Source organism: Paenibacillus oceani, from assembly GCF_014705615.1.
Lineage (GTDB): Bacteria > Bacillota > Bacilli > Paenibacillales > NBRC-103111 > Paenibacillus_AB > Paenibacillus_AB oceani.
In genome coordinates, this window is the sequence record NZ_JACXJA010000017.1 from 94562 (window position 1) to 121496 (window position 26935).

At 55.0% G+C, this 26935-nt stretch carries 20 protein-coding genes; 8 read left to right on the top strand and 12 right to left on the bottom strand.

Annotated elements, in window-relative coordinates; genetic code table 11:
- Nucleotides 1-112: 112 nt before the first annotated feature.
- The 4 genes from IDH45_RS14585 (at nt 113) to IDH45_RS14600 (ending at nt 6121) form a co-directional block, all read left to right on the top strand.
- Nucleotides 113-1690: a type 2 periplasmic-binding domain-containing protein gene (locus IDH45_RS14585; RefSeq protein WP_190928806.1), complete on the top strand. Its 1578-nt coding sequence runs from the start codon at nt 113-115 to the stop codon at nt 1688-1690.
- Nucleotides 1691-1766: 76 nt separating this feature from the next.
- A complete protein-coding gene (locus IDH45_RS14590; protein WP_190928808.1) occupies nt 1767-2666 on the top strand; it encodes an ABC transporter permease in 900 nt (299 codons plus the stop codon).
- Between the two features lie 52 nt (nt 2667-2718).
- On the top strand, nt 2719-3588 hold the full coding sequence (locus IDH45_RS14595) for a carbohydrate ABC transporter permease (RefSeq protein ID WP_190928810.1): 870 nt from the start codon (nt 2719-2721) through the stop codon (nt 3586-3588).
- A 16-nt stretch (nt 3589-3604) separates the two neighbouring features.
- Nucleotides 3605-6121 carry a hypothetical protein gene (locus tag IDH45_RS14600; RefSeq protein WP_190928812.1) on the top strand — a complete coding sequence of 839 codons (2517 nt, stop codon included), beginning with the start codon at nt 3605-3607 and terminating at the stop codon, nt 6119-6121.
- Between the two features lie 203 nt (nt 6122-6324).
- Here IDH45_RS14600 and IDH45_RS14605 read toward each other — a convergent pair whose 3' ends face one another.
- Nucleotides 6325-8067, bottom strand: coding sequence for a hypothetical protein (locus IDH45_RS14605; protein ID WP_190928814.1), 1743 nt, complete (start codon nt 8065-8067; stop codon nt 6325-6327).
- Nucleotides 8068-8204: 137 nt separating this feature from the next.
- Entirely contained in the window at nt 8205-9599 is a 1395-nt protein-coding gene (locus IDH45_RS14610) for an extracellular solute-binding protein (RefSeq protein ID WP_190928816.1), read from the bottom strand.
- A gap of 249 nt (nt 9600-9848) precedes the next feature.
- Between IDH45_RS14610 and IDH45_RS14615 the strand changes: the two genes are divergently transcribed.
- The 3 genes from IDH45_RS14615 (at nt 9849) to IDH45_RS14625 (ending at nt 12897) form a co-directional block, all read left to right on the top strand.
- Nucleotides 9849-11171, top strand: a complete 1323-nt coding sequence (locus IDH45_RS14615; RefSeq protein ID WP_190928818.1) for an ABC transporter substrate-binding protein — start codon at nt 9849-9851, stop codon at nt 11169-11171.
- Between the two features lie 20 nt (nt 11172-11191).
- Nucleotides 11192-12499, top strand: a complete 1308-nt coding sequence (locus IDH45_RS34050) for a carbon-nitrogen hydrolase family protein (RefSeq protein ID WP_223836661.1) — start codon at nt 11192-11194, stop codon at nt 12497-12499.
- Between the two features lie 131 nt (nt 12500-12630).
- Nucleotides 12631-12897, top strand: a complete 267-nt coding sequence (locus IDH45_RS14625; RefSeq protein ID WP_190928819.1) for an MDR/zinc-dependent alcohol dehydrogenase-like family protein — start codon at nt 12631-12633, stop codon at nt 12895-12897.
- Between the two features lie 392 nt (nt 12898-13289).
- On the opposite strand, the gene IDH45_RS14630 is transcribed toward IDH45_RS14625, so the two are convergent.
- Nucleotides 13290-14459 (bottom strand): HD domain-containing phosphohydrolase, encoded by a 1170-nt coding sequence (locus tag IDH45_RS14630; RefSeq protein WP_190928821.1) that lies wholly within the window; start codon nt 14457-14459, stop codon nt 13290-13292.
- Nucleotides 14460-14708: 249 nt separating this feature from the next.
- Between IDH45_RS14630 and IDH45_RS14635 the strand changes: the two genes are divergently transcribed.
- A complete protein-coding gene (locus IDH45_RS14635; RefSeq protein WP_190928823.1) occupies nt 14709-15548 on the top strand; it encodes a DUF92 domain-containing protein in 840 nt (279 codons plus the stop codon).
- Nucleotides 15549-15563: 15 nt separating this feature from the next.
- Here the strand turns inward: IDH45_RS14635 and IDH45_RS14640 are convergent, their stop codons facing one another.
- From IDH45_RS14640 to IDH45_RS14680, 9 genes are all read right to left on the bottom strand, one after another.
- Nucleotides 15564-16322 (bottom strand): HAD family hydrolase, encoded by a 759-nt coding sequence (locus tag IDH45_RS14640; protein WP_190928825.1) that lies wholly within the window; start codon nt 16320-16322, stop codon nt 15564-15566.
- Nucleotides 16323-16608: 286 nt separating this feature from the next.
- Nucleotides 16609-17991: a sensor histidine kinase gene (locus IDH45_RS14645; protein WP_190928827.1), complete on the bottom strand. Its 1383-nt coding sequence runs from the start codon at nt 17989-17991 to the stop codon at nt 16609-16611.
- On the bottom strand, nt 17988-18698 hold the full coding sequence (locus IDH45_RS14650; RefSeq protein ID WP_190928829.1) for a response regulator transcription factor: 711 nt from the start codon (nt 18696-18698) through the stop codon (nt 17988-17990). The genes IDH45_RS14645 and IDH45_RS14650 overlap by 4 nt, the downstream gene beginning before the upstream one ends.
- Nucleotides 18699-18806: 108 nt before the next feature.
- Complete coding sequence (locus IDH45_RS14655) at nt 18807-19775, bottom strand: carbohydrate ABC transporter permease (RefSeq protein WP_190928831.1); 969 nt, start codon at nt 19773-19775, stop codon at nt 18807-18809.
- 19 nt (nt 19776-19794) lie between these two features.
- The gene (locus tag IDH45_RS14660; RefSeq protein ID WP_190928833.1) at nt 19795-20664 is read right to left on the bottom strand and encodes a carbohydrate ABC transporter permease; all 870 of its coding nucleotides are present in this window, start codon (nt 20662-20664) and stop codon (nt 19795-19797) included.
- A complete protein-coding gene (locus IDH45_RS14665; RefSeq protein ID WP_190928835.1) occupies nt 20661-22919 on the bottom strand; it encodes a DUF5696 domain-containing protein in 2259 nt (752 codons plus the stop codon). Before IDH45_RS14665 ends, IDH45_RS14660 begins: the two co-directional genes overlap by 4 nt.
- On the bottom strand, nt 22916-25057 hold the full coding sequence (locus IDH45_RS14670) for a YIP1 family protein (RefSeq protein ID WP_190928837.1): 2142 nt from the start codon (nt 25055-25057) through the stop codon (nt 22916-22918). The genes IDH45_RS14665 and IDH45_RS14670 overlap by 4 nt, the downstream gene beginning before the upstream one ends.
- 27 nt (nt 25058-25084) lie before the next feature.
- Nucleotides 25085-25999 carry a carbohydrate ABC transporter permease gene (locus tag IDH45_RS14675; protein WP_223836662.1) on the bottom strand — a complete coding sequence of 305 codons (915 nt, stop codon included), beginning with the start codon at nt 25997-25999 and terminating at the stop codon, nt 25085-25087.
- A complete protein-coding gene (locus tag IDH45_RS14680; protein ID WP_190928885.1) occupies nt 25999-26907 on the bottom strand; it encodes a carbohydrate ABC transporter permease in 909 nt (302 codons plus the stop codon). The genes IDH45_RS14675 and IDH45_RS14680 overlap by 1 nt, the downstream gene beginning before the upstream one ends.
- Between the last annotated feature and the right edge of the window lie 28 nt (nt 26908-26935).

Genomic DNA, 26935 nt, shown 5'->3' on the forward strand with positions numbered 1-26935 from the left:
CGTTATTTTAGATCCGCAAATCCAAACAAAGGAGCATTGCACGGTACTGCAAACGGTTTCAATATAAAAGTGGAGGGGGCTTCCCTACACAAAGAAAAGGAGCGTGTCATACATGAGCAAAGCGAAAAAGACGTTAGCTTCCGTGTTTGCTGTATCGCTCGTAACGGCAAGCGTGCTGGCCGGCTGCGGAGCCAAGGAGGAGAAAGGGACGGGAGCTGCGGACGGCAATGCGGCCAACACTCCGAAAAACCTGAGCATCCTAACGAGTCACGCCAACGCAAAATACGCCATGCAGGCGAAGGACGACGACAAGTACATTAAGGAACTGTCGAAGCTGTCCAACTACAATCTGAAATATGAGTTTCTCGGCCACGGCAACGACTTCACGCAGCAGATGACGGTGCGTTTCGCTTCCGGCGAATTGCCGGACATGATCCGAACCGACAGCATCAACTCGACGATGCACCCGGGCGCTCTGGAGAAAAACGTTTTTGAGGATTTGACGCCGCTTATCGAGAAATACGGGCAAAACCTGAAGAAAAAAATACCGGAGCAGGCGTGGAAAAGCCCGAAGGTCAGCAAGGACGGCAAAATATTCGGCATTCCGACGCTCGCGGCACTGCCCGCGACACGTGTCGTTTATATCCGTCAGGACTGGCTGGATAAGCTCGGGATGCAGCAGCCGAAAACGGTAGACGACTGGCTGAAATATTTCGAAGCGGTCAAGAAAACCGATATGAACGGCAACGGCGATCCGAACGACGAATACGGCTTTTATGTACGGGAGAACTTGATCTACTCCAACATGTTCTTCTCCGAATTCGGCGCCGATCCGAACGCCTGGTACTTGAAAAACGGTCAACTGCAGCCGGGCATGATCCAGCCAGAGATGAAGGACGGGATCAAGTTCTGGAAGAGCTTGTACGACAACGGATACATCAACCCGAACCTGTTCACGAACAAAGGCGCCGACTGGATGGGCGGCATCAAGCAGGGCAAAGGCGGAGCATGGATTCACGACGTAACCAATTACAATACGGATTGGAACGTGGCGAATTTCGTTAACGAGAAAAATGTCAAGCTGTCGTTGATCGAAGCCCCGGTTGGAACGAAAGGAAAAGGAATTGCCGTTCAAGGCGACCAGATCGGATACGTTTGGGTCGTACCGGCGAAAAACAAAAAAGCGGAGGACGTCATCAAGTTCCTCGACTGGGTATGGTCCGATGCTGCGGAAGAGTTTTTCGCACTCGGCATTAAAGACTACAACTACAAAATCGAAAACGGCAAGCCGAAATGGGATATGAACGATCCGGCTAACAAAGAGAACGACGCTTCTGTTTTTTACCAGCTGTCGATCAATCCTCGCGGCGATGGCCGGATGCTGGATAAAGTGCTTGAAGTGTCGCCGAACACCGACGCGGTCAAAAGCGGCATTAAAATCGCTGAGCAAAACCTGATTAAAAACGACGCTTTGCACATGCCGACTCTGCAAAGCCTGAAAACAAATCCGGAGCTGACGGTAGGAACCGGAGCCGGAACGCTGTTCCTCGACATGTTCGCGAAGGTCATTACCGGCAAGGAAGACGTGGACAGCGCCTTCGACAAATTCGTAGCGGAATGGAAACGCCGCGGCGGCGAAGCAGCGATCAAGGAAGCGACCGACTGGTATAACGCGTTCAATAAAAAATAATGGCGGTGCGCGGGAGACGCCGGCCGGGCAAAGACCCGGCTGGCCGGCCCGTCCCGGCTTCTAACGGAGGGTACGCATGCTTAAGAAAATAACGTCACGCGACTCGCTGCTGCTATGGCTGATTGCGCTGCCCGGCATTTTGCATTTCGTCATATTCCGCTACGTTCCGATGTTCGGCAACGTCATCGCGTTTCAGGATTACAGCATTTTTTCCGGCATTTTGGACAGTCCTTGGGTAGGACTCAAGCATTTTACGAATATGTTCACGTATGCGGAGTTTTATCAAATATTGGGCAACACGATTATGCTCAGCCTGTATTCGATTATTTTCGGGTTTCCGGCTCCACTGGTGCTGGCGCTGCTGCTTAATGAAATCCGCAAGTCGTGGTTTAAGCGTCCGGTCCAAACTTTGCTGTATTTGCCACACTTTTTGTCCTGGGTTATCGTAGGCAGCATTTTTATCAATCTGCTCAGCATGAACGGAATTATTAATACGGTGCTCGGCTGGTTCGGAATTCCCAACGTCGACTATTTGACTCAGCCCGAATATTTCCGGGGCATTCTCGTATCGATCAGCATCTGGAAAGAAATGGGCTGGGGGATGATCATATATTTGGCCGCGCTGTCGGGAATTAACCCGAGCTTGTACGAAGCGGCGATGGTGGATGGCGCGGGGCGTTTCCGGCAAATGTGGTCGATCACGCTGCCTTCGCTGATGCCGGCGATCGTCGTCCTGTTTTTGCTCCGGATCGGCAATGTGCTTGATTCGAACGTCGAGCAGGTGCTGATTATGATTAACCCGCTCGTGAGGGATGTCGGGGAAGTCATCGACTCGTACGTCTACCGGGTAGGCTTGCTCGGCGCGCAATTCAGCTTGTCGACGGCGATCGGCATCTTCAAATCGATTGTCGGATTGCTGCTCGTAGTCGGCATGAACACGCTCAGCCGCAAGACGACCGGGGAAAGTATCTATTAAGCGGCGGCGTCCTGCCGCAGTCTCGAATCCAGCTAAGGAGGGAATACGACCGATGCCTGTACACAAAAGGCTGGAATGGTTTCCGATCGTAAACGGAACGTTGTTCGTTCTGTTATGTATATCGATGATCGCCCCGATCGTGCATCTGCTTGCGGTCTCGTTAAGCTCGCCGATGTATGCCGACGCCAGGTTGGTCACGTTCTGGCCGAAAGGGTTTAACATCGAAGTGTACAAAACGATATTCGGCATGGATAACATATGGAGAGCGATGGGAGTCAGTGTATACATTACCGTCGGCGGCACGCTGATGGCGCTGGCATTCACTTCGACGCTCGCTTATTCGTTGTCGCGTCCGCAAATGAACGGAAGAAAATGGATACTTCGCGGAATCATCGTCACGTTCGTGTTCTCCGCTCCGCTCATTCCGAACTATCTGGTCATCCGCGCGCTCAGTATGGAGAATACGTTGTGGGCGCTTATGGTGCCGGGCGCTTTAAGCGCATTTTACGTGATCATTATGAAGACGTTTTTCCAGGGCATCTCCAGCGAGATGTTCGACGCGGCGAAAATCGACGGCTGCAGCGAGCTGGGGACGTTCGCGCGGATCGCCATCCCGATGTCGATGCCGGTAATCGCGACGGTCGCTTTGTTCGTGGCGGTCGGGCAGTGGAACAACTACTTTAGCGCGCTTATTTATATCCGCGACAAAGATCTGCTGCCGCTCCAGGTGCTGCTTCGTAATCTGGTTGTCGAGGAACAGGCGAACTCGATGACCCAGACGGCGGAAGTGGCGCTTACGATGACGCCGGAAATGATGAAAGCCGGCATTACGCTGGTGGCGACGGCGCCGATCCTGATCGTGTACCCGTTCCTGCAAAAATATTTCGTCAAGGGCGCGATGGTCGGCTCGTTGAAAGAATAGAGAGGAAGTGTCGGGGATGGACGGCACCTATCGGCAAACGGCGGACGGCGGCATAGATGTTCCGCCGATTGTTCACGAAGCGGCCCGGCAAGACGGGCTCGCGCTGCAAGCATACCGGATGCTGCTCCGGTGGATTCCGTTCGCGGACAGCCATTACACCGAATGGGACCGGATGCCGAATTGCGGCTATTTTTTCGGAGGCTCGTATTGGTACGGCTTGGATACGGCGAGGACGATACCGGTCTATGCGGTCTTGTCGGTGATCGGACCGTTTGATGAGAAGGTGGCCGGCTGCGCGCGCGAGCGGCTGATGGAGCGGGCGATTGCGGGAATCCGTTATCTCGCCTTTACGCATGACGCGGGACCGCCGGAGCTGGTACGGGTGAAAGGGACGAATCCGTTTTGCAGCGAGAAGAAGTGGGGCGGGCGGGACGACAGCTACTTCATGGCGACCCAGACCGGCTACAGCGTATCGTCGCTGGCCATGGCGTCCTGGGTGCTGTGGGACCGGCTGGACGACGAGACGCGGATGCTCGTCTACAAGGTGGTGGAGCATTACGCCGACCGGTGGTGCGATATCGAGCCGCGGGACGGGGTCTATTACGACACCCAGGTGGAGGAAAATTCCTGGGTCGCTCAGGGCATCGCGGCTGCAGCCGATCTGCTTCCGGGTCATCCGAGAAACGCGCATTGGCGAAGCCGGTTCCGGAAATGGGCGGCCAACTCGCTGACGACGTTCCGCGACCGGTTTAACCTCGATTACCATCAGCACAATGACCGGTCGAAAGGAATCCCGCTGTCGTTTATCAACACCTCGACGCTGCACCCGGACTATACGACGGAGAATCACGGTTTCGTTCATCCGACTTATCTCGTGCTCGGTATTAACCAGCGGGCGACGCATGCGCTGTTCGCTCTGATGAGCGGCCGGCAGGCCGATCCGTTTGCCCTGATGAACAACGAGCCGTTGTACGACCGTACGATCAAAATGTGCTGTCAGGCAGACGGCTTCATGATCCCCGTGCAAGGTCAGGACTGGTGGTATAACCGCCAGCATGAGCTGCTGCTCACCCATGCCGTGCTGAGCGTGATCCACGGCAACCCGGATGCCGCCAGGCTGGAGCGTCATGCGCTGGACCGGCTTGAGCAAATTCAGACGAGCAACGCGAACGGCTGCTTTCTCGAGGAGAACGGCGAAGCGTGCGTCATTCGCGAAGGGTATCAGACCGCCCGGGACTTCGAGAATTGGGCGGCGCAGGACGTGTTGTACGTGTACTTGCTTCATGCGTTCGGGGGAGCGGGAGCTGCGCCGAGCGATCGGGATGAGATGGGCCAGCGGCTGTCCGGCGTGTTTTCGTACCCCTACGGGGGCTTTGTCGTGCATCGGAGCGGGGGGCAAAGCACGTTCAGCTCGTTCAGCTGGCGCAACGACGTCATGGGGGTTACGCTCGGGGAACCCGGCATATGGCTGACCGTACCTTCGCATGCCTCGATGACGGGCGTTATTCGTCTGGACGGCCATACAGGCGCTCCGGGGCTTACGAACGAAGAGATCGTCCGGGATGCCGGGCACGTATGTCTCGATACGCGACGGGACGGTTTCGGCGTCACGGCGCTGATCCGGCGCGGCGGAGGCGAGCTGGAGCAGGACGTCGCGTTCGTCTCGCTTCCGGACGGGCGGACGGTTTATGCGGAACGGCAGCGGGCCGTGCAGGACTGCTCGATCCGCGACAGCCTGACGGGACTCGTCGGCGTTCGCAACGAAACGTACAAGGCCGTTCCTGAAAGCGCGGACGGCAGAAGAACGCTGCACTTGCCTGCGGAAAGCGTAACGTTTGCCGGTTTTTGCGGGGATGCCGATGACGAGGAGCGGTCGTTTGTGGACGTGCCTTATGTCAATTTGGACGGGAAGATCGGTTACGTGCTGTACGGGTCGAACGGCGTTAAGTATGTGAACAAACACCGGTATCCGCGCTGGAAGGGCGTCGAGAATACGCTTATTCTGAACGACTCGGGGGCGAGGGAGCTGAAGGCGGGAGAAACGCTGCCTGTCTTTGCGGTTATTACGCTGCCCAACCGGGATAGAGGGCAGACCGCGGCGGAAGCTGCAAGTTCGGCGATGCTGTCGGCTGCGGACGCTCCTTCCGTGATTGTGGAATGCGGCGGCGATACGATCGTGTATGCGAACTTCAGTTTCGAGCGGGTCGTGTTGACCGGGCGGAAAAAGCGCGCGGCCGGGGAGGAGATCCCTCTGTACGAGGGAACGAATCGGATAAGGGGCGGCAACGTCGAATGGTCGCTCCCGGCCGAAGCGAGAAGAGCCGGTTATGCCGCCGCAGTATTGCATCTGAGCTGGGAAACGGCTGGCGATGCCTGCGAAAGCTCGCTAGATGCGGTCGTGAGCGGGGACCGAATCTATTTGCTAAACCGGAGCGACCTGCCTATTACGGCTCGGCTGTCCGGAGCGATACTGGAGACGGCCCGCACGCTGGAGCTTGCAGGCGGGTCCTTCATGGAGTTGATACGATCGTAGCAGCAACGCCGAACCTGCCGATGGAAGCGATTGTCGACGAGGCGAATTGCCGATCTCCCGGAGTGAAAGCTTGGAGTCCTCCCGGATTTCATTGTATAAAAGAACCTTCATCTCCACTTGCATGTGGTTATGAAGGTTCTTTTGCATCATCTTACGGGATTTGCTCCCCTGAGTATACGGTTTTGGGACACCCTCTTGAAGTGCTACGCGTTATTCGGCGCGTAGGTGTCAATTCCGTTGTCCACGATAGCCGAACTGTGGGTGCCGAATTTGCGGATCGACAAAATAGTAGCCCTGCTGACGCTGGCGGAGATCGACACCACGGTTCCTATAAACGTATCCGCCAACGATGTAACCGATGACACGAAAAAGTTGCCATAAGATCCGGTTACTAAAACAGGTGTGGCTTGAGGCTGATAAGCGTTGATTTCTCCTGCGTAGAAGTGATGGCAATTGGCAATAATTCCGGCCCCGCCTATGTTTCGCATGGTGATTTTGTTTGCGCTGAAATGAAGGGTGCTGGATGGAGCGGACAGCAGCAAGCCTGTAAGGGAGATAGAGTCTATCTCAAGTTCCCCGATAAGAACAGTCGCTGTTTTTCCGGCAGGGAGCGGGCAGGTGATCGCCGAACTCGGGCAATTTTTCGCGCGGAATGATCCGATGCTCACCGAGCCGGAGTTGACAATGACGAGTCCGGATCCCGCGGGCTGGTCGACATCGAACGTCCCGATGGACAGCTCCCCGAAGTCGCCGTTTGTATACAGAGCTCCGAAGGTTTTGCCGGCATGCTTGTTGTTTCGCGAGGCGATCAGCGTTCCGATTTTCAGGTTTTGCGCGTTGACGATTTTCATGCCGCTGGAGCCATTGTCGTAGGCAAGTAGCGTTCCGATGGTCGCATTGCCGCGGACCATGTCCAGGCCTTGTCCGTAGTTGCTGAGTCCGTTGCCCCAGCATTCCGCGTACTCGACATGAACGGCGGGATAATCATTCGTATCCGATACGATCGCGAAGCCCTGTCCGCCGGTGCTGGAGGTCGGATGGTTTCCGTTGTCGTAGCCGTAGTAGGTGGAGATCCGGACGTGCTGCGGCAAACCGGCAATCAGCATCCCGCTCTTATAGAAGCCATGGCTCCATAACGTCCCGACTTCGATATGTGTGGCGGTATAAATGACCAGGCCTGTAGTGGACACGGTGCCTGTCGCCTGATCGCCGCGAAGGCGAAGCCGGTCGATCGAGAAGTTGGCCGCTCCCGTCATCGCTCCTCCATAGGGATCACCGACTCTTGGGAAATGCAGCAAGCCGGCTGACGAAGTCATATGGCCAATCAGGGACAGGCAACTGGCGAATCCGACGCCGGCCAGACGTTTTCCGCTGGCCGCCTGTCCGATCTGGATCGGGGAGGAATCGAATTGGCCTGCGGGCACGATAATGGTGTCCGCGTTCGAATAAAGCGCAGCCAAGATGCGCTCCCGGTTGTCGAAGGAAGCTGCAGTCACGCAACCGAAATCCCACAGCGTCAGTGTGCCCGAGTGGATGCGTAGAAAGCGGCCCGAGAGTACGCCGGGAACCGCGAAAACCGTGCCGCCGTCGTCGGCTGCCGTGCTGACGGCATCCCAGTGAAACAAACCGCCTCCTACAGTTGATCCGGCGTAATAACCGGTTATCTGGTATAGAATGGCCTCGTTCCGTTTCGCTTCCGGCAACGTCAGCAGGGCGGCGATGCTGCCGACGCAAATCGTTTTGCACTCCTCCACTTCTTTCGATTTCGCAGTGACCGGCAGTCTATCGACGCCGTAGAGCAGGCCGGCGGCTCCCGCTCCCGCCATGCCCATGGCGGCAAGCAGCTTGCGGCGGCTAAGCCCGGAAGCCGCTTGGGGCGGCGCCGGCTTGCTTTCCTGTTCCCGGGTTTGACGCCATTCCTGATTTTGCTTCGCTTGTTCCTCCATCGAAATCCTCCTCGTTAATGGTTCTGAATGGATTTGAAGAGCCTGTCGATTTATGGTGGAAAACAATTTCATCCGACATGAGTTCTCTTGCGTGAATATGAACGGCCCGGTGGGCAAGCCAAGCGGTCGTTCTCGTTCTAAAGCTGCTTGAGCTGTTCGCATAAAGCGGGCTCGTCGATCAGATTGGACCAGTACAATTTCAACACCTGCAGAAGCGGTTGGAACTTGCTCATCGGCATGTTCAAGTCGGAGGTTGTCCGATAGCTCGGAATGATTTCGCGGAAGAGCGAATCATGGATCGGACGGTTGAAATTGTCCCGGACGGGCATAATCGCCGCAGGCTTCATCGCGGGAAGCGACAACGTGCGCTTACGGATCGCCTCCTGTGTTTCCCGAGACCGGATGAAATCGGCGAACAGTTGGGCAGCTTCCTTGTTTTGACTGTTCTTGTTGACGATCATCCCCATGATGGTCAGCAAAGAGATAGGCGTATGCATAAAGGGAACCGGAGAAATGTCGTAATCGAGATTCGAATGCTTTAGATCGTTCATAGAGGAATAAGTAAGCAGAGTCATCGAAATTTTTCCCTCCAGAAACAAGCGACTGGTATCGTGAGGCGATTCCGACATGTAGTTCGGAAAAAAGGAGTTGTTTCCGGTAAGCTTGCCGTACAGACGGATGCTGTCCAATAGCTGGGTGCCCAGATAATCGCGTTTGTCTTCGGCGTCATTCGCTGCCGTAAAAGGAATGCCGCTTTGAAGCAGAAGCAGCGGCCAACGGTTTTCCGAGATGCGGTAAAAATAAAAGCCGTTTCGCTCATTCGGTACGGTTAAGCGGACCGCCGCTTGGACCAGATCGTCCCATCTCCAACTGGAATCCGGTTCCTGCAAGCCAGCCTGTCTGAAATGCTCCCGGTTGTAGCCGAGCACGACCGGAGAGAAGATGACGGGCTGCACATACATGCGGCCTTCAACCGTAAAGGCTTCGTTCAAAAAGGAAAACGTCTCCTCGGCCGGTTCGACCTCATCGAGCAAGTCGGAGTGGCCGCTTTCGATCAACTGTCTGAATTGCAGGTGGTCCAGCAGGATGAGATCTGCCGTCGCCCGGCAAATGTACTCCACGACATTGGGGACATACTGGCCGAGGACGAAAGAGCCCCGCGGCAAATGGTCGTTCCACGTAACCTGTATCGAAGGATAAAGCGCCTGAAAATCTTTGATGATGCCGGTAAAGTCGAGGTCTCGGTTGTTCATCGGATAGCCGACGATGTTCAGCGTCGTTTTTCTGAAGTGCTTCGCTCCGGATACTTTGCTGCCCACTTTGTCAACCTTTACGATCAAGCCTTCCTCGACCAGTTGAGCCAAGCCCTTGCGTACCGAGTTGTTGCTGAGTTGGAATTGCTTGGCAAGCGCACTCTCCGACGGTAGATAGCTGTCTTTCGGATAGGTGTCGTCTCGAATCTTCTCGCGTACTTCATTGATCATCGTTTGCAGCCGAATGCGGAACGGTTTACGGTCTGTTGTTTCGCTCATGCCGGAATCTCCTTGTTGCTGATGTATTCTAATTCACGATATTGAGGACTATTATAGTTTAATTCATCTTTTTGTACAATACGTGAATTAAAAAAAGAGATTGACAGCGCTTTATTCGTGAATTACTATTTGGATTATCAAGTAGAAAAGGAATAATAATGCATTAGAATATTATTATTATGAAGTTTAATGCATTAGATGGTAATCTTTTTACTTGATGAATTGCCGAATAACAAGGGAGGTTGGACGATGAAGCAAAGAAGGCGGGTAGTATGGCTGATTTTGTTGGCGGCGGCAATCGGGCTACTTGCGGGCTGCGGGGCTGCGGACAATCCGCAGAATCAGGAGGGCGAGCCGGCGAAACAGGAGGAGATGAGCACCGAGCCGGTCACATTGAGACTGCAATATTTCGGATTTTTAATTTCCCCGGAAGAGGTGCAGCAGTTTGTGGCGGAGCCGATCAAGAAGAAGTATCCGTTTATTACAGTCGAATACATGCCCCAAGTGAAAGGCGTTCCGCTGGAAATGCTTGTGCAGACGGGTAATGCGCCGGACATCGTATTCACTGATTTTGTAAACAGCATACCGGTTATGAACTACAAGCTGCCGCTCGATCTGAGTCCGCATGTGAAGGCAAATAAAGTCGACTTGACCAGGTTCGATCCGGAAATATTGAAGGGCATTCAATCGATCGGCCGGAGCGGCGAACTATACGGGCTGCCCTTTTACAGCGAAAAGTTCGTCATGTTTTACAACAAGAATCTATTTGACAAATTCGGTGTGCCCTACCCTACCGATCAGATGTCGTATGATGACCTTCTGAATACGATCAGGAGGGTGACGCGTGTGGAGGACGGTGTGCAATACACGGGGATGGCAAGTCACAACGTGCAAACAACCGGCACGTTCTGGGGTATTCCCGTTATGAATGAGAAAACAGGAAGGGCCGATTTTCAGACGGAAGCGTGGAAGAAAGTGCTCACTTTGGTCAAGGATATCCGCACGATTCCGGGGAACCTGCAGGGCAGTACGTTGAAGTTCTACAAGGATCAAACCCAGGCGTTGATGCCGCAGATGGCCAATGTAATGCTTAATCTGTTAAAAACGGTGGACGGCAGCTTTGACTGGGATATGGTGGCAATGCCCCAGCATAAGGACTATCCAGGCATATCCGGAGCGGTAAGGCCTTCCTATTTGCTCGTCTCGCAAATGAGCAAGCACAAGGAGCAGGCGGCCGCCGCCGTTTCATACTTGACTACTTCGGCGGAGCATCATATGAATTTGGCGAAGCATGGAAAGCTCCCGCCTGTCAAGCTTGCTTCGGCGAACGACCCGTTGCTGCAGCAATTCGGCAGCGAGGTGTCTTTATTGAAGGGTAAACACGTCCAGGCGCTGTTTCTGCATAAATCCGCGTCTCTCCCTTATATTACCGAGTATGACAAAATCGCCGCTACCGAGTTGAATAGGGCGGACGGCTGGGTCGTGAACGGCACACATGACGTGAACACCGCTCTACGGATGGCGGAAGAGTCGGCGAACAAGCTGATCGACGAGCAGAAAAACGCGAAGTAAAACAGTGAGGAGGCAGCAGCATGAATCATTCAATATCGCCGCAGATGGAGTGGCGTCCCTGGAAGCCGAAATACGGCGGCGGGGAGCCGGCATTCGAACGCAAGGAAGGCGAGAAGGGGACGGAGTTGTTGATCGCAGGCTCCGGTAAAGCGGAGGACATCGGGGCCTGGATCGGCACGATGCCGGTAAAGGGGGGCGCGCATTACCGCATTGCCGCGAAGTACGTCTGCTCCGGCATAGCATGCGAAGAGACGGCGGTGCTTGTGCAGGCGATCTGGAACAATACCGTTAGGAAAACGCCGTTTCGCGACTACATTCATCATCGACGGCGGCTGGAGGGCGGCAAAGGGGAATTGCACCGCATTGTCCAGGCACCTCCCGAGGCGGAGAGCGTCGAACTGTACCTGTACTTGCGGCAGCCCGCGGGCGGCTGCGTCGTGTGGTCCGGAATCGAGGCCGTTGAGCTCGATCCGCACGCCGATGATTCGCTCATCTCCAGAAAAGCGAGAATTGTGACGACCATGGTCCGCAGCGATCCGTATCCAACCACGGTGGAACAAAATTTGGCTAAAAAGCTGGCCCTGCTGGATCAGATGAAGGACGATCGTCCCGACTTGATCTGCATGACGGAGTGCATGCTTGACGCCAATTGCTACCCGAGTTATGAGGAGCGGGCGGGCAATGCGCTTGCGATGGACTCCGTCCCGATAAGGGCATTGGCGGATAAAGCGCGGGAACTACGCAGTTACTTGACTTTCTCCTTTTTTGAGAATGAGAATGGAACACTTTACAATACGGCGGTTCTGTTCGGTCGGGACGGCGAAATGGTCGGGAAATACCGCAAGACGCATCTTACCACTGGCGAATACGATATGGGCATTGTTCCTGGACGCGAGCTGCCCGTCTTCCAGCTGGATTTCGGCAAAGTCGGCCTGCTCATTTGCTGGGACGCCTGGTTTACCGAAACGGCGCGCATTTTGGCGATGCAGGGGGCGGACATCATATGCGTTCCGCTTAACGGGGACGGCGTGCCGCATCATGCCGAGCATGTATGGCCCGCACGCGCGTTCGACAACGGTGTGTATATGGTTTACTCCGCCGCATATAAGGGGAGTCCGAGCAGCATTATTGCGCCGAACGGGCAATTTCTCGCATCCGTTGCCGGAGAATCGGTCCATCAGACGGTCGAGATCGATTTGGAAAAACGGAACACGCTTTGTCCGCACTTGAGCGTCGGCTTAGCTATCGGTGAAGGAAAAGTGCTGTATTTCGCAGAGCGGCGTCCTGACCTGTATTCCCGCTACTATACGCCAGGAAAGCGGGATTAACGGCGTGATGATAAGAGCGGCCAAGAGCTAGGCAGGGACTGTCGAGATTATCAGGAATGAGATGCCGGTCTGTGACGATCATTCTATTGTCGTGAAAGCAATATTCGGCGATCAGCACGGGAACGGAGCTGATGGTGCTGTGGGGAAAGGCAACCGCTTATTTGGGAAACAGCGGCGTAGGCATTGTGACGGCGAAAGGATCGCAAGTCCGCCATCTCGAGGTAGGCCAGCGTGTTGCCTGCTATGGCGTGCCCGCGCACGCCGAATACTACAGTGTGCCCAAACTGCTGGCCGCTCCGGTTCCGGAGCAGACAGGCGGCAGGGAGGCGGCGTTCGCCGGACTGCGGAGATTCTCGTATCCCGGGCGGGAGGTCCGGACGGTACGATTCGTCGTATGAGCAGTTTGGAAACGACTATCCGATCGGTTATGTGCACTGGACGCAAGGGCGAAACGTGGCGGAGTTTATTCGCTTGCTCGCTTCGGGCCGTCTGCGGCTGCAGCCATTAATCAGCCATATTTATCCGTTCGATCAAATTGCCGAAGCCTACGATACATGCCTGAATGAACCGCAAAGCCCACTCGGTGTCCTAATCGAATATAAATAGGTTTGTGCGGAAATGCACGCTTTCTCAGAGTGCAAAGGAGTCTTTTCTTGGTAAAATGGATACGTATGTATCCGATGACCGAGATAGACTTCTTTTTGTTGTGGGATGGGTCGGTCGCAAAGGAGAGCATGATCGCCGGATGGACGGATACGGTGAAATGTTCGCAATCAAAATTAACCTATAGCTACTCTGGATAATGCTCCCGTACACTCCGGATTGCCGGAAGATTGTCGAAGAATGCATCCACGACGTTCGGGTCAAAATGTTCTCCGCGTTCTTGGCGGAACAGCTCCAAAATCCGCTCCAGCTCCCAAGCCTTCTTGTACACCCGGTCGCTGCCAAGCGCGTCGAAGACGTCGGCGATGGCCGTGATGCGCCCGTACAGATGGATCTCTTCGCCCTTCAGGCCATGCGGATACCCTTTGCCGTTCCATTTCTCGTGATGCTGCACGGCAACGATGGCCGCTGTTTTCAAAATACGCCGCTTCGAGTTTTTGAGCAGGTTATAGCCGATTTCCGTATGGGTTTTCATCAGCTCGAATTCGACGTCGGTCAGCGGTCCGGGCTTGTGCAGAATCGAGTCCGGGATCGCGACCTTGCCGATGTCGTGCATAGGCGACGCCATCTTCAGCAGATCCGCTTCCTCCTGATCAAGGCCGAGCCCAAGCGCGAGGATGTACGAATATTCCGCTACCCGCTTCACGTGGTTGGCGGTTTCCTTCGAGCGGCTTTCGCCGATTTCGCCCATCGTGAAGATGATCTCCCGCTGCGTCTCTTCAATCTCCTGGACGAGCAGGGCGGATTCGATCGATTTTCCGGAGTAAGAGGCGGCCAGGGACAGGTTGCGCAGATCCCGTTCGGAGAACGTGCCGCTTGGCGTCATTTTATTGATTGCCTGGTAACAGCCGATAACGGCCCCCTCGTTATTGCGAAACGGAATGACGAGCAGCGCTTTCGTGCGGTAGCCGGTCTGCTTGTCGGTTAGCAGCGCTCCTTGCTCTAGCGCGTCCCGAAACGGTTCGTTCGTATAAGCGTCGTCGATGAAGATCGGTTCGCCGGTTGCGATCGAATGACCGGCGAGGCCGGCGCCTAGCGGAATGCGCAGCTCCGTTACGCCGTGGGCGACCTTGGACCACAGCTCGTTTCTCTGTTCATCGAGAAGCCACACGGTGCACCGGTCGGAGACGACGATTTGTTTGCCCATATCGGCCATCAGCATAAGCACGCGGTCGAGACTACGCTCGTTGGCGATTTTACCGGTGTAGTCCAGGATCACGGCGAGCAGTTCCTCCGGTTCCAGGTCCCTTCTCAGTTCAGGCGTATCGGGCGTATCAGAACGGGTCTTGTCATGCACCTAGCTCACCTCTTGGTATAGTACGAATTACTCATTATATTCCATGCGGCATGAAGATTTCCTGCAACGACAAGCGAAACGGATCGAGAAAAGTCGAATTCGGATTAGGATCGGGAAGGAGGACGGCCCGATTGGCCACGTTGTCAGAAGAGCTGGAGTGTGATAACTTGATTCGTAACACGACCAAGTGACAAGCCTGAATGAAGCTTGGTCTCACCCGTTTAACGGATGGAAGGAGAACCGATTTCGATGGAATGGTTAGTCGGCTTGGCAGGCAGTGTGGTCATCGCGGGAGCCGCCAGCAGGAAGCGTTCGCTGTCCGGTTCGGGGTTCGCGGCGGCCGTCGTGCTGGGAACGGTTATGTACGGACTCGGCAGCGCGGTTTGGTTCGGCACGCTTATCGCTTTTTTCATCTCCTCCACCTTGTTGTCCAGATGGAAGAAGAAACGCAAGGAAGCCGCCGAGAGCGGGTACGAGAAGTCGGGTAGGCGCGATGCCGGACAAGTGGCGGCGAACGGAGGCCTCGCATTGCTGCTGTGCGTCGGAGCGGTTGTATGGCCGCATCCCGTATGGTGGTTCGCTTTTCTGGGCGTGATGGCTTCGGTGAATGCCGATACGTGGGCGACGGAGATTGGGGGCTTAAGCCGGACGCCGCCAAGATCGATTTTGACCGGCAAGCGGGTCACGGCCGGGACGTCCGGAGGCGTCTCCGCACTTGGTCTCGCTGCATCGGTGGCGGGCGGTTTGTTCATCGGGCTGACCGCCTGGCTGCTGATGGAGGCGATTCCCGGGCAAATAGAGCCGTCCGGCACCGAATCCGGACTGGTCCGGCTGGCTTCATGGGCGGCTCTCGGGCTGATCGGCGGCACGGCCGGCTCGCTCTGCGACTCGCTGCTCGGCGCGACGGTGCAACTGATGTTCCGCTGCGGCGTATGCGGCCGCGAAGTGGAGCAGCGCCGCCACTGCGGGCGGCAGACGGAGCGGATTCGCGGCTTCTTCGGCTGGAACAACGATGCTGTCAATGTTGTCGGTTCCGCAGCCGGGGGGCTCGTTACCGTTGCAGGCGCGCTGCTGCTCGGCTTGCTGTGACTCCGGGTCCGGGCGTTAAGCCGAAGCCTGCTGCATAATCCGGGCGATTGTGCGGCCTACGCCGGATTCGAGGTAGTGCGGGGCGATCATATTGGCCGCTTCCTTGACCTCGTCCGGCGCATTGCCCATGGCGACACCCATGCCGGCCCAGCGAAGCATCTCAATATCGTTGCGGTCGTCTCCGAATGCGACCACCTCTTCCGGGCGGATGCCGAGGCTGGTGCACAAGCTGTCGAGCGCGCTTGCCTTGCCGGTACCCTTCGGCTGAACGTCGATGTGCTGTGGTTCGCCCGGCAAGCCGTAGACGATCAGCTCGACGCGGTTGGTCGCCAGCAAGCGCTCATGGGCATCGTACAAGCTGCGGCGGTCTTCCGATTTCAGCAGCACTTTCAGCCAGCTGTAGTCCATCTGGGCGAGATGATGGCTCCGGTCGGAGTCGAACACCCCTTCCGCGCAATAAGCCCGGTATTGGACGTTATGTTGAAAAGCGAACAGGTGAACGGCTTCGACGTCTTTCCAGGGAAGCACGCAGCGGGAGATCAGACGTCCGTCGGCCGACCACGTTTCGCATCCGTTCGTTGTAATCATAGGCAGACGAAGATTCAAGCGTTCGACTACCGGAACCATCCGAAGCCGGTGGCGGCCGCTGACCAGAACGACGGTAATGCCGGAAGAGTGTGCCTTCCGGACCCATTCCGCATTTTCCTCCGAAATCGCTCCGCTCCGATCAAGCAGTGTGCCGTCCAAATCCAGTGCAATCATCTTCCAAGTCATTCTGCAACAACCTCCTTGTATAAGCCTCTACGCATTGTGTCATTTAATATAACACAAATCTAGCATTCCTACAATGACATTAGATAATATTAACAATTCATGCGACAATATGTTATGAAAAATGACATTTTATCTAGAGTACCGTGTTTCTTGTCGATTTTTATCTTCGCAATTCTAACAGGAACCTGCCAAAAAGCCGCCTCGGCCAGGTTAGCGGAACCTGAGAGTGCGGCTTTGTTCAAGAGTAGGGAAGAGTTCGCTGGCCTGAACCGGCGGATGAGTGAGCTTATGTCTGCTCTCCCATATAAGGCGCAAACGTGCTTGGCAGCATGATCGTGAATCGCGAGCCGACGCCCAGCTCGCTTGTCGCTTCGATCGTTCCGTTATGCGCTTCGGCCAGCGCCTTGGCGATGCTCAGACCGAGACCGACACCGCCGCTGAAGCGGGAGCGGGACTTGTCCGCCCGGTACAGCCGGTTGAATATATAGGGCAGATCCTGTTCGCTTACACCGATGCCGTTGTCTTCGACAACGATTAACGTACGGTCGACGCTCCACGAGACGGCGATCAGCACTTTGCCGCCCTCCGACGTATACTTGATCGCATTGGACACGATGTTGGACAACACCTGAACGATCTTGTCCTTGTCCACCTCGGCGTAGCAGGGAACATAGGCCGGTTCGAAAATCAGCTTAATTCGTTTGCTGCGGGCGAGCGGCAAAAAGTTGGAGTAAACCGTTCGGGCCAGCTCGACCATGTTCGTCCGGCGCACGTACAGCGAGAAGCGGGCGCTTTCCGCTTCGGAGAGCCGCTCCAGATCGTTAACGAGGCGGGACAGCCGGATCAGCTCGTCATAGATGTCCTGGAGCCGGTGAGGCTCCGGATCGTATACGCCGTCCACGATCGCTTCGATTTGCGTAAGCAGGGTAGTGAGCGGCGTCCGCAGCTCGTGCGTCAAATCTTCCATCAGAGCGTGGCGCCAGTCTTCCTGTTTCTTCAGCTCCTTGGTCATCTCGTGCAGCGTGACGGCCAGTCTCCGGACTTCCTCCGGGCCTTTGAGCGGCAGGGAGACGTCGCGTTTGCCTTTTCCGATCTCATTGGCCATCCGGTATACGTCGTTCAGCCGTTTGGTCAACCCGCGCGCGATAAAAAAGCTGAGCAGGACGGAAGCCGCAACGACGCCGATCAGCAGCAGCTTGGAGCGGAACGAAATCGATTTCATAAATTCCGCGTAAGCGGGCTCCAGCTCGCTGCTGCTTAATATATACTCCATGCGCAGATAGCCTTGCACTTTACCGTTAGCGGTATAGGGCGATTCGATCGATTTGCTGGACACCGGGATATTCGCCTTGACATACGTATCGAACCAGACTTCCTTGCGGTCCGCGCTTTCGAAACGAAGCAGGATGCCGTACAAGGCGGATCGGCGCTGCAGCCATAACCGCTGCTCGTTTGTCAGGGGACCGCTGATAATGCCGTATCCCCGCATGTCGTCCATGACGAGATAGCTGTTTTTGTCGATCTGCATCGATTGAAACCGCATGAACAAATTTTGCCAATTCGTATTGTTGACGAACGAGATGAGAAATACGATGCCGATCGAATAAATCAGGAAGCTGCAAAACAAAATAAAGCTCATTTTGCGGAAGGTCGGAAATAGTTTTCTCATGTCTCGGGATCATCCGGCTGCATCGAAAATTTGTATCCCGAGCCTACGACGGTGACGACATACAGAGGGTTCGAAGGGTCGCGTTCGATTTTTTTGCGCAAATTTTTGACATGCGCGTCGATCGCCCGTCCGTCTCCTTGAAAGCGATATCCTTGGACGGTATAAGAAAGATCGGAGCGGCTGAATACTTTGCCCGGCTTGCGGATGAGCACGGACAGCAGCTTGAATTCGGTAGCTGTCAGTTGAACGAGCCTTCCGTCCGTAATCACCTCACGGGTATCGGTGTCGACGATCAGCTTGCCGCCGTTGAAATGGACGACCTTCTCCTCGTCGGACGCCCGCTTGACCGGTGCGATGCGGCGGAACAAAGCGTGGATGCGGGCGATCAGCTCCTTCGCCCGGAACGGTTTGACGATATAATCGTCGGCTCCCAGATTCAGTCCGTTTATCGTATCGATTTCACGAGATTTGGAGGTCAGCATAATGATCGGGACGTTCGATTTCTCGCGAATGCGGGAGCATACCTGCTCGCCGGGCATTCCTTCCAGCATCAGATCGAGAATGATCAGGTCGTGCTGGACGTAATCGAACTTCTGAACCGCTTCGATTCCGTTCGAGGTGTAGTCGGTTTGCCAGCCTTCTTTCTCCAAGTAGGCGATAAGCACGTCGCGGATTTTGGGTTCGTCTTCGACAATCAATATATGCAACGGGCATCCCCTCCTCAATGTTCTCTTAAAAAAAGAATTCCACGGCAGGAGTTGAAAATCCTGCCGCGGAAATCGATTTGGCCAAGCGATTGTGCCGGCCGGGTCTGACTATTCAACCAAACCTGTACGCTCGACGCCTTCAACGAACCAGCGCTGCGTGAACATGTACAGAATCAGCGGAGGCAGGATGACGAGGAACGCCGTCGCCATCTTGAGCGGTTCGTCGAAGATCGACGGGCCGAACTCTTTCGCTTGCTGATCCAGCACAGCTGCGATTTGCGAGATGCCCATCGACAGCGGGAGCTCCTTCACGCCGTTCAAGTACATGCTCGGCAAGTAGTAGTCGTTCCAAGTCCATACGAAGGAGAACAGGAAAACGACGAGAATAGCCGGTTTTGCCAGTGGAAGCATAACTCTGAAGAAAATTTTAAAGACGTTGGCGCCGTCGATTTTCGCTGCTTCCTCGAGCTCTTTAGGCTGTGTGGAGAAAAACTGGCGATAGATGATGACGAACAAGGCGCCTTTGAGACCGTGCCCGAACAAAGCGGGCAGAAGAATCGGGTAGTACGTCTTCATCAGTCCCAATTGGCTAGCAGCGATCAGGTTCGGCAGAATGACGACCTGAGTCGGTACGATAAACGTCAAGATGAGGCAGAAAAACCAAAACTTTTTAAACGGAAACTCGAGCCGGGCGAAGGCGTATCCGGCTACCGCACACGATACCGTCTGGAGGATCGATACGGTAAGCGACATGATCATACTTACCGAGAAGGCGGTCGGATACTTCAGCTTCACCCAGGCGTCCTGCAGGACGCCGGTGTAGATCGCTCTCGGCACCCAACTGACCGAAGGGTCGAGCAGGTCGGCCGAGTTTTTGACCATCGTGGCGATCATGAACAAAATCGGGTTTAAATAAATGTAAGCGACGTCGATCAGGATCAAATACAGAAATATTCGGAAAATGAGGCCCTTGTCCGCCTCTTTACCAAGCACCACATAACGGGTCTTGGTAAGTCCGGCTCTCCAGTTCAGTCCCTCGTAGCGTCTTTCCTTGAAAGCCGCCAGCAGTTTGGTCATCGTAGGTCTCCTTTCTCCGTCAACGGGCCATGCCCGCCGCTTTGTTCACTTTATTGAAAATACCCAGTATGATACCGAGGAAGACCAGAATGATAACGAAGTAGATCCATGCCAGCGCGCTGGACTGACCGTAATTGGAAGTGGAGATCTGGGTCAGGATCGGGTTCGTCGGGAACGTGAACAAGTCGACGGTTGTGTAGATCAGATTAAGCAAAATGAACGGTGTCATGCCTGGCAGTGTAATTTTCCAGAACACTTCCCAAGGCGATGCGCCGTCGATCCGCGCCGCTTCATAAACCGAGCTGCCGATCGTCTGGCGTCCGGCGAGGAAGATCAGAATCTGTACGCCGGAGTACCAGAGAATCAGGACGAACGAGCCCATAACGGATACGATCGGTCCGGCCCATGCGCCCGACAAGTTCTGCTGGACGAGAGAGGCGATGTTGTAACGCTCGAGGAAGCCGATGTCGCCTTCCCCTTGCGTCATAAACTCCCGTACGACCTGCCCGGTCGTAAAGATGACGGGCAGGAAAAAGATCGAACGGAAGACCGATCTTCCCGGGAACTTCTGATTCAGCATGATCGCGATGAGCAGCGAGAAGACGAGAATGATCGGGATCATGATGAGCGCTTGCCGTAAAAACGGGAACAGCTGATTGTACAAAATAGCGCCGTTCTCAAGCAGGATATATTTGTAATGCTTCAGCCCGACGGGAACGATCTCGATCCCGGTACCCAGGATACGCACCTGATGGAAACTCATGTAGAGCGAGTAGCCGAGAGGGAACGCCATAAAGGCAAAAAATCCGAGTATCCATGGTGCAATAAATAACGAGCCTTCAATCTTGCGGATATGATTGGCCGCTAATCGTTTCTTTTTGACTGTCATGGCGTGGTCCCTCCTTTCACGATCAAGTAGTCGAGCGGCTGAACGGTAATGCTGCCGTTGCGGTACGTTTGAGTGCCGTAGTTAACGATGATCCGCTTGCCGCCGGCATAAGTCGTTTCTTTCACTTCCGGCGCCAGTTCGCGGTGATTAATGATGAACTTGTCTTGCACATCGCCGAGCGCTTCGTTTACTTTTTGATATTCCTTCACCGCTTCCGCCTCCCAGTCGCGGTAATCCGGGCTGTACGGGTGAAGGTCGGTGTTGGCGTATTTGAACTGTTCGGCGTTCTCGTACAGGAACATGAACGACGGTGCCGAGCCGTATTCCAGATCGCGCAGGAACTGCTTCTGGTATTCGTCGCGGTTGTTGGCCGCGAACGACGTATAGGAGACAAGTCCGTGCAGCGAGATTTGAGCGAACGGGATCGCCGTATCCGAGAACGAGTCGAACGAATAGTCGTCGGACAAACCGTCGATCGCGCTGACGTACGGAACCGCGAAAAAGTTCGTGTGATTCGCGAACGGAGTGTTCGCACCGCGTACGTCGAGACCGCCGTCTCGGAATTTTTTCAGATACGATTGCTGCAGCTTGCGGTTTTCTTCCCGGCTCGCCGGATAGTTCGTGTTGAAGTCGCTGAATACGTCGGCTCCGATCCCTTCCGCGGTAATGCCGGTTGCTCCGAGATCCTTGATGTACGTAATCTCGCGGTCTAACAGCGAACCGAGGAAGCCCATGCTGACCAGCCGTCCCATCACCGTACCGCCGAGGTCGCGCAATCCGTGACGGTTCCGGTTGAACTTGCCGGCATCCGTGTTATTGAACGCGTAGTTCGTATTCAGGTAAACCGGAATGTCGAGCGTTCGGGCGTACTGGGTGAACTGCTTCATCCCTTCGACGCCGCCGAGCCGCTTGTCGACCCGCAGCGGTGCGCCCAGGGCGTTGTAGCCGTCTTCCTGCCAGCCCAAGTAGTTGACGACCATATTGTCGAGCCCGAGCCCGTACAGCCGCTGGACCATCTTCATAGCGTCCGAGGTGGACGTCGTCTTCAAGTAGCGGTCGGTGATCAGTCCGTCTTCCTGCACAGCGCCGATAATGTTGACGAGCATCGGCATTTTGTTGCTTTTCGGCGTAATCGTCTTCAAGTCGTGCGTCTTGATTAAATATTCGCGGTAGCGTTCCGCCATGCCGACATAGTTGGCTTTCGGCTTATCCAGAAGCACATAGCGGACGGCACGGTCGCCTCCGAAGCGTTCGTCCTTGTTGTAAGTCGTAAAGGAACGGTTTTTGGCTTCGTTCGTTACTTGCCGATACGTGGAACGGTAGTTTTGCTGACCGGTGATCCAGTTGTATCCGCTGAATACGCCCGATGGAGATCCGACGATCTCGACTTGCTCGGCGCCGTCCTCGACGATCGCGAGGTAAGCGCGGTCTTGCGATTTGGCTCCGTAGACAGGCATAACGACCTGATTGCGGGAGTTAGGCTCGCTGTTTACTTTAAACGACAAGTCTTGGCCGTAAATCGGCTCCTGGTAGATCCGGTTGACGTTCGTGCTGTTCGGGTCGTAAGGAATCAGGGCCCCCGAGCCGTCCGGTACGAACAAGTAGCCGTCCTGGCCTTCGGAACGCTCCGCTCCGAAGAACGGGTACAGTCTGACCCAGATCAGGCTGAGCTTGCCTTCCTTGACTCCGGAATCGATGATTTTGGTGACGACGGAATCGCCGTCCACTTTTACTTCGATCGGTATCGTAATTTCTTTCGACGGCATGTCGAACGTCAAGCGGAAGCCGCCGTCGATTGTAGCGATGTCCTTGATCTCTCCGCGCTCTTCCAGCAGGTTGGACTCTTTCGGCTGGGACAGCTTGCCGGACAGATCGATGTAACGGAACATGACGGGGGAGCGAAGATGCACCCGCCACTGGCCTTCCTGCGTTTCGTTAGCCCATTGGTCCGGGCTCGGATAAGACCGCCATACGTTGCCGTTGCGTTTGTCGACTACGGCGAAATGTCCCGACGCCGCATCCATTTTCAGCTCCAGCTGAGGAGTCTGGGCAACCGTCTTCATATTGGCGTCGTTCGGCAGCTCGGCCGGTCCCTTGTCGACCTTCACAGCCCCGGGAGCCGCTACGGCGGCCGCTTCGGCCGCCTGTCTGCCTAGCGTACCCGTATCGAGACGGGTCAGGACGAAGATGGCGAGCGCCACGACTAGTACGATAATGACCCAAGCCGTTACCGGTATGCGTTTGATAACCGTCACCGCAGCCTCACCTCCTGGTAAACTTCATACACGAAGTCCTTCAGATCGCTGCTGAGACCCAAGATAACGAGCAGGAGCACGGCCAGGATAAAGAAAGCCAGGATCGACAGCACCAGGTTGACGATCGTTTCTCCGACCGAGTAGTTTTGCAGCGACTGGACTTTCCAGAAAAACATAAGCCCTGCCCACAGATACATCATGTTAAGAATAAAATCATAGATCGCCAGCTCGGAATTCGTCATAATATTCGAAATGATCGCAATCGGGATCCCGACCAGGATGACCGGCATCAGCGCGTAGGCGCTGCCGACGAACACGTCCTTGAAGCGGCCTTCACCGCGATAAATCGAGCTGACCAGGTAGTTCGAGACGACCCAGCCGATCCAGATCAGCGCGAACTGCAAAAAGTGCGAGAGCACGTTGAACCGGTTCAAGTCGGTCATGTTAAACGAAAAGCTGGTGTACAGCCGCATGATGACCAGAGATGCGTAAGCGCACGCCAGAACGGCAAGCGCGCTCCAGTATCCGCCTTTGTTCTCGTAGCGGAGAGCGGTGAAGCCGTCGATCGGATGCTTCAGCAGGTAGAACATATGCCGGAACTGTACGGCGGCCGAATTTTGCGACCGTTTGCGGTTTTTCCAGGCATTCCGCCATTTGGTTTTACGGGTCAGCCGTTCGAATAAGGCAAGACCGATTACGAGCACAAGCACGATGGTAGCCATCAGCGAGAAGTTTTTCTGGAACCATTGAAGCCGGATTTGCCAGAACGCATTGGAAAATCCTTTGTGGTCTTCGGCACGTTTGAACAAATCGCGTGCTTCCTCGTAATTGCCCTGCTTGTAGGCGGCTTTTGCAAGACCGAGCATGGCCGGCGAGAAGTTGGCGTTCAGGCGCAGCACTTCGCGCCATGGGCCTTCGCTCTCTTCGTAACGGCCGGCAAGCGTCAGCTTGTTCGCCTCGTTCACTTTTATGCCGAATTCCGACAGTCTGAAAATTTGGACGACGCCTTCCTGGCCGTCGAGCAAATACAAATCGTTACGCGAGCTAGCGTCGAGGGCGACCGGATTTTTCATCAGGCCGAGCTGAGTCGTATTCGCCGAGGACGGGCCTGCCCAGAAGAACAACAGATTTCCGTTCGCGTCGTACTGGTTAATATATTTGTACGAAGAGTCGATCGCCGTAATGTTGCCGTTGGAATCGACGGCAAGGTCGATCAGCTGCGGCGTCACTTGTCCGCCAGTTGCGAACCGGATATCCATTCTCCGGACTTCGCCGTATACGTCCGTATCGGTTTTGAGCAAGTTCATGCCCCGGATGCTCAGCTTTTTGATCTGATTTTTCTTGATGCCTTGCCCGGCCGTGGTCGTGTACATGAACCCGTCGTTATCAACGGCGACGCTGCTGATCGCGCCCGGAAGCTTGCTAATCTCATTCGCGTACATTTCCTTCGTATAGAGCAGGCGTTTCATTGCGTCCAGCGGAGAGAACACTGTGGCGTTGGCCCCGTAGAAGCTTTGGAAGTTGCCTTCCGGATCGAGCTGCAGCAGACCTTGGTAGCCGCCGAGTACGGCGATGTACAGAAATCCGCGCTTGTCGACGACGAGCCGGGTCGGATCGTACTTGAACGCTTCCGGAATAAACTTGGAAGGCGGTCTGCCGTATTCTTTGGTAGATCCGTCCTTGTTCACGCGCACGACCCGCTTGTTGCCGGTGTCGGCGATGTAGATGATGCCGTCGTCCGTAACGAAGACGCCTTCCGGTTTGTTCAGCGGCTTGCCTTCAACAGTAGCTTCGATGTAACGAATCCATTTGCCGTTGGAATCGAATTGGACGATCCGGTTATTGCCGGTATCGGCTACATAGATGTTATCGCTTTTATCGATAAAAATATCTTTCGGGTTTTGCAGCGGCGAAGCTTTGGTAGCTCCCGGTTTGTCTTTATCCGGCACGGTTAAGTCTTTGCCGAATATTCCGACCGGAGTATACGCCGGCTGCGTCCAGATCAGGCGTCCTTGCTTCTCCTTGGAGTTCGTCCAGTACGGCACTTCCGCAAATGCGGTCATCGGCATCACCGCGACGGCAACAGCCAAAGTCAGGACGAGAAGCATCAGGATCCGCCGGCTTTTATTCAGGTTCATGGTCAGACCTCCGAATCAGTCTAGTCCTTATTTAATGCCGGAATGTGCCATCGTGGCGATGACTTTCCGCTGGTAGAACAAGAAGAACAGCAGGTTAGGCAGGAAGAGGACGAGTGTAGCCGCCGCTGCCGCGCCTTGTCTTGCTACTGCGTTCGCCGCTCCGCCAAGAATCGTCTGGAGGAAAAACGGGAACGTCTTCATCGCTTCGTCCTGCATGAACAAGCGGGACGGTTCGATGTTGCTCCAAGCGCCTTGGAACGTCAGGATCGAAACCGTGGCGACGGCCGGCATAATCATCGGAATGACGATCTTATAAAACACGGTCCATTCGCGGGCGCCGTCCATTTTGGCCGCCTCTAGCAGTTCGTTCGGCACCTGGTCGACGAACTGCTTCATCAGGAATACGCTGACCGGGGCCGCCAAGTACGGAAGCAGATGGCCCAGATAGTTATTCATGATGCCCAGCTTCGATACGACGAGGTAACGCGGAATTCCTACGGTCTCGCTCGCGAACATCAGTGTCAGAATGATCGTCGCGAACAAGAAGTTATGCCCGGGAAACTTGTGCTTGGACAGCGGGTAAGCGCACAGGGCGCTGACGATCACGACACCGATAACGGTGAGCGCAGTCGCTATGATACTGTTGAACAAATACCGGGTAACCGGCACTACGGAGTTGCTCGACAGGGTGAACAATTCGATAAAGTTTTGCAAGGTCGGCTCCTCCACATAGATGCGTGGCGGAAAAATAAACAGTTCATGAAACGGCTTCAAGGAATGCGCGAATATAAACACCAGCGGGATGAGCATAAAAATCGCTAGCAGTGTTAAGATGACAATCAGCACTTTTTGAAAGCCGTCGATTCGATTCAGCTTATTTTTTCTTTTGAGCCGCATCGATGTCCAGAGACGCTTTACCGGGTTGGGGGCGCTAGCAGCCATTACTCATCACCTCGACTTCCAAATAGCCTATGACTGAGCTTGTTCGCCAGGTACATCATGATCAGCAGGAATACCGAAATCGCCGACGCGTAACCCAGCTCGAAGCGGATATCGCCGTAGTCCTGAATATGGCTCATCAGAACGTGGCCCGCATATTGCGGCGTCGGGATGGTACCGGACAAAGTCGCTCCGATTTCCCCGGCCTTAAACGTACCAACGATCGCCATTACGGCGCTGAACAACATCTGCGGCTTCATGGACGGAATCGTGATATACCAGATTTCCTGCAGCCTGCTCTTGATGCCGTCGATGCGTCCGGCTTCGTACAGTTCTTTGTTGACGTTCAGTATACCCGCCAACTGGGCGAGGAAGCCGATCCCCATACTGGCCCATAACGTAACGACGACCATGGAACCCATCAAATATTTAACGTCGGTAACCCAGAGGACCGGTTTGTCGATCAGGCCTAACTGGAGGAGAATACTGTTCAAGTAGCCGATCCGGTCGCCGTTCAGCAGCGGGAGCCAGACGGCGGCCAGCGCCGGACCTGCAACGAGCGAAGGGCTGTAAATGATCAGCGCATACACGGTCCGCGAGAAGCTCGGCAGCTGCGAGATCAGCCAGGCGAGTATGAAGGAGGCGATGTAGCCTCCCGGCCCGACGAGAATCGCGAACTTGATCGTGTTCGGCAGCGCGTGCTTCAGGAAGATCAAGTCTTGCGACAACAAATACAGGAAGTTCTGCCAGCCGACGAGCCGCGGCGGCTGCAGCCCGTTGAAATACGTAAAGCTCAGCAGGATCGCCACGATAATCGGAACCAAAATAAATAACGTAAAGCAGATGACGAACGGTGCGATAAACAGATAAGACAACCGGTACGACCAGATCAGCTTCATATAGTTTCTCATCCGTGTGCCGAATGCCGGTTTGTTGTTC

Coding starts and splice junctions, on each gene's coding strand:
- IDH45_RS14625 (WP_190928819.1), top strand. CDS start 12,631: ATGGTGCTGTGGGGAAAGGCAACCGCTTATTTGGGAAACAGCGGCGTA.
- IDH45_RS14600 (WP_190928812.1), top strand. CDS start 3,605: ATGGACGGCACCTATCGGCAAACGGCGGACGGCGGCATAGATGTTCCG.
- IDH45_RS14640 (WP_190928825.1), bottom strand. CDS start 16,322: ATGACTTGGAAGATGATTGCACTGGATTTGGACGGCACACTGCTTGAT.
- IDH45_RS14655 (WP_190928831.1), bottom strand. CDS start 19,775: ATGACCAAACTGCTGGCGGCTTTCAAGGAAAGACGCTACGAGGGACTG.
- IDH45_RS14615 (WP_190928818.1), top strand. CDS start 9,849: ATGAAGCAAAGAAGGCGGGTAGTATGGCTGATTTTGTTGGCGGCGGCA.
- IDH45_RS34050 (WP_223836661.1), top strand. CDS start 11,192: ATGAATCATTCAATATCGCCGCAGATGGAGTGGCGTCCCTGGAAGCCG.
- IDH45_RS14635 (WP_190928823.1), top strand. CDS start 14,709: ATGGAATGGTTAGTCGGCTTGGCAGGCAGTGTGGTCATCGCGGGAGCC.
- IDH45_RS14645 (WP_190928827.1), bottom strand. CDS start 17,991: ATGAGAAAACTATTTCCGACCTTCCGCAAAATGAGCTTTATTTTGTTT.
- IDH45_RS14590 (WP_190928808.1), top strand. CDS start 1,767: ATGCTTAAGAAAATAACGTCACGCGACTCGCTGCTGCTATGGCTGATT.
- IDH45_RS14680 (WP_190928885.1), bottom strand. CDS start 26,907: ATGAGAAACTATATGAAGCTGATCTGGTCGTACCGGTTGTCTTATCTG.
- IDH45_RS14605 (WP_190928814.1), bottom strand. CDS start 8,067: ATGGAGGAACAAGCGAAGCAAAATCAGGAATGGCGTCAAACCCGGGAA.
- IDH45_RS14670 (WP_190928837.1), bottom strand. CDS start 25,057: ATGAACCTGAATAAAAGCCGGCGGATCCTGATGCTTCTCGTCCTGACT.
- IDH45_RS14595 (WP_190928810.1), top strand. CDS start 2,719: ATGCCTGTACACAAAAGGCTGGAATGGTTTCCGATCGTAAACGGAACG.
- IDH45_RS14660 (WP_190928833.1), bottom strand. CDS start 20,664: ATGACAGTCAAAAAGAAACGATTAGCGGCCAATCATATCCGCAAGATT.
- IDH45_RS14675 (WP_223836662.1), bottom strand. CDS start 25,999: ATGGCTGCTAGCGCCCCCAACCCGGTAAAGCGTCTCTGGACATCGATG.
- IDH45_RS14610 (WP_190928816.1), bottom strand. CDS start 9,599: ATGAGCGAAACAACAGACCGTAAACCGTTCCGCATTCGGCTGCAAACG.
- IDH45_RS14585 (WP_190928806.1), top strand. CDS start 113: ATGAGCAAAGCGAAAAAGACGTTAGCTTCCGTGTTTGCTGTATCGCTC.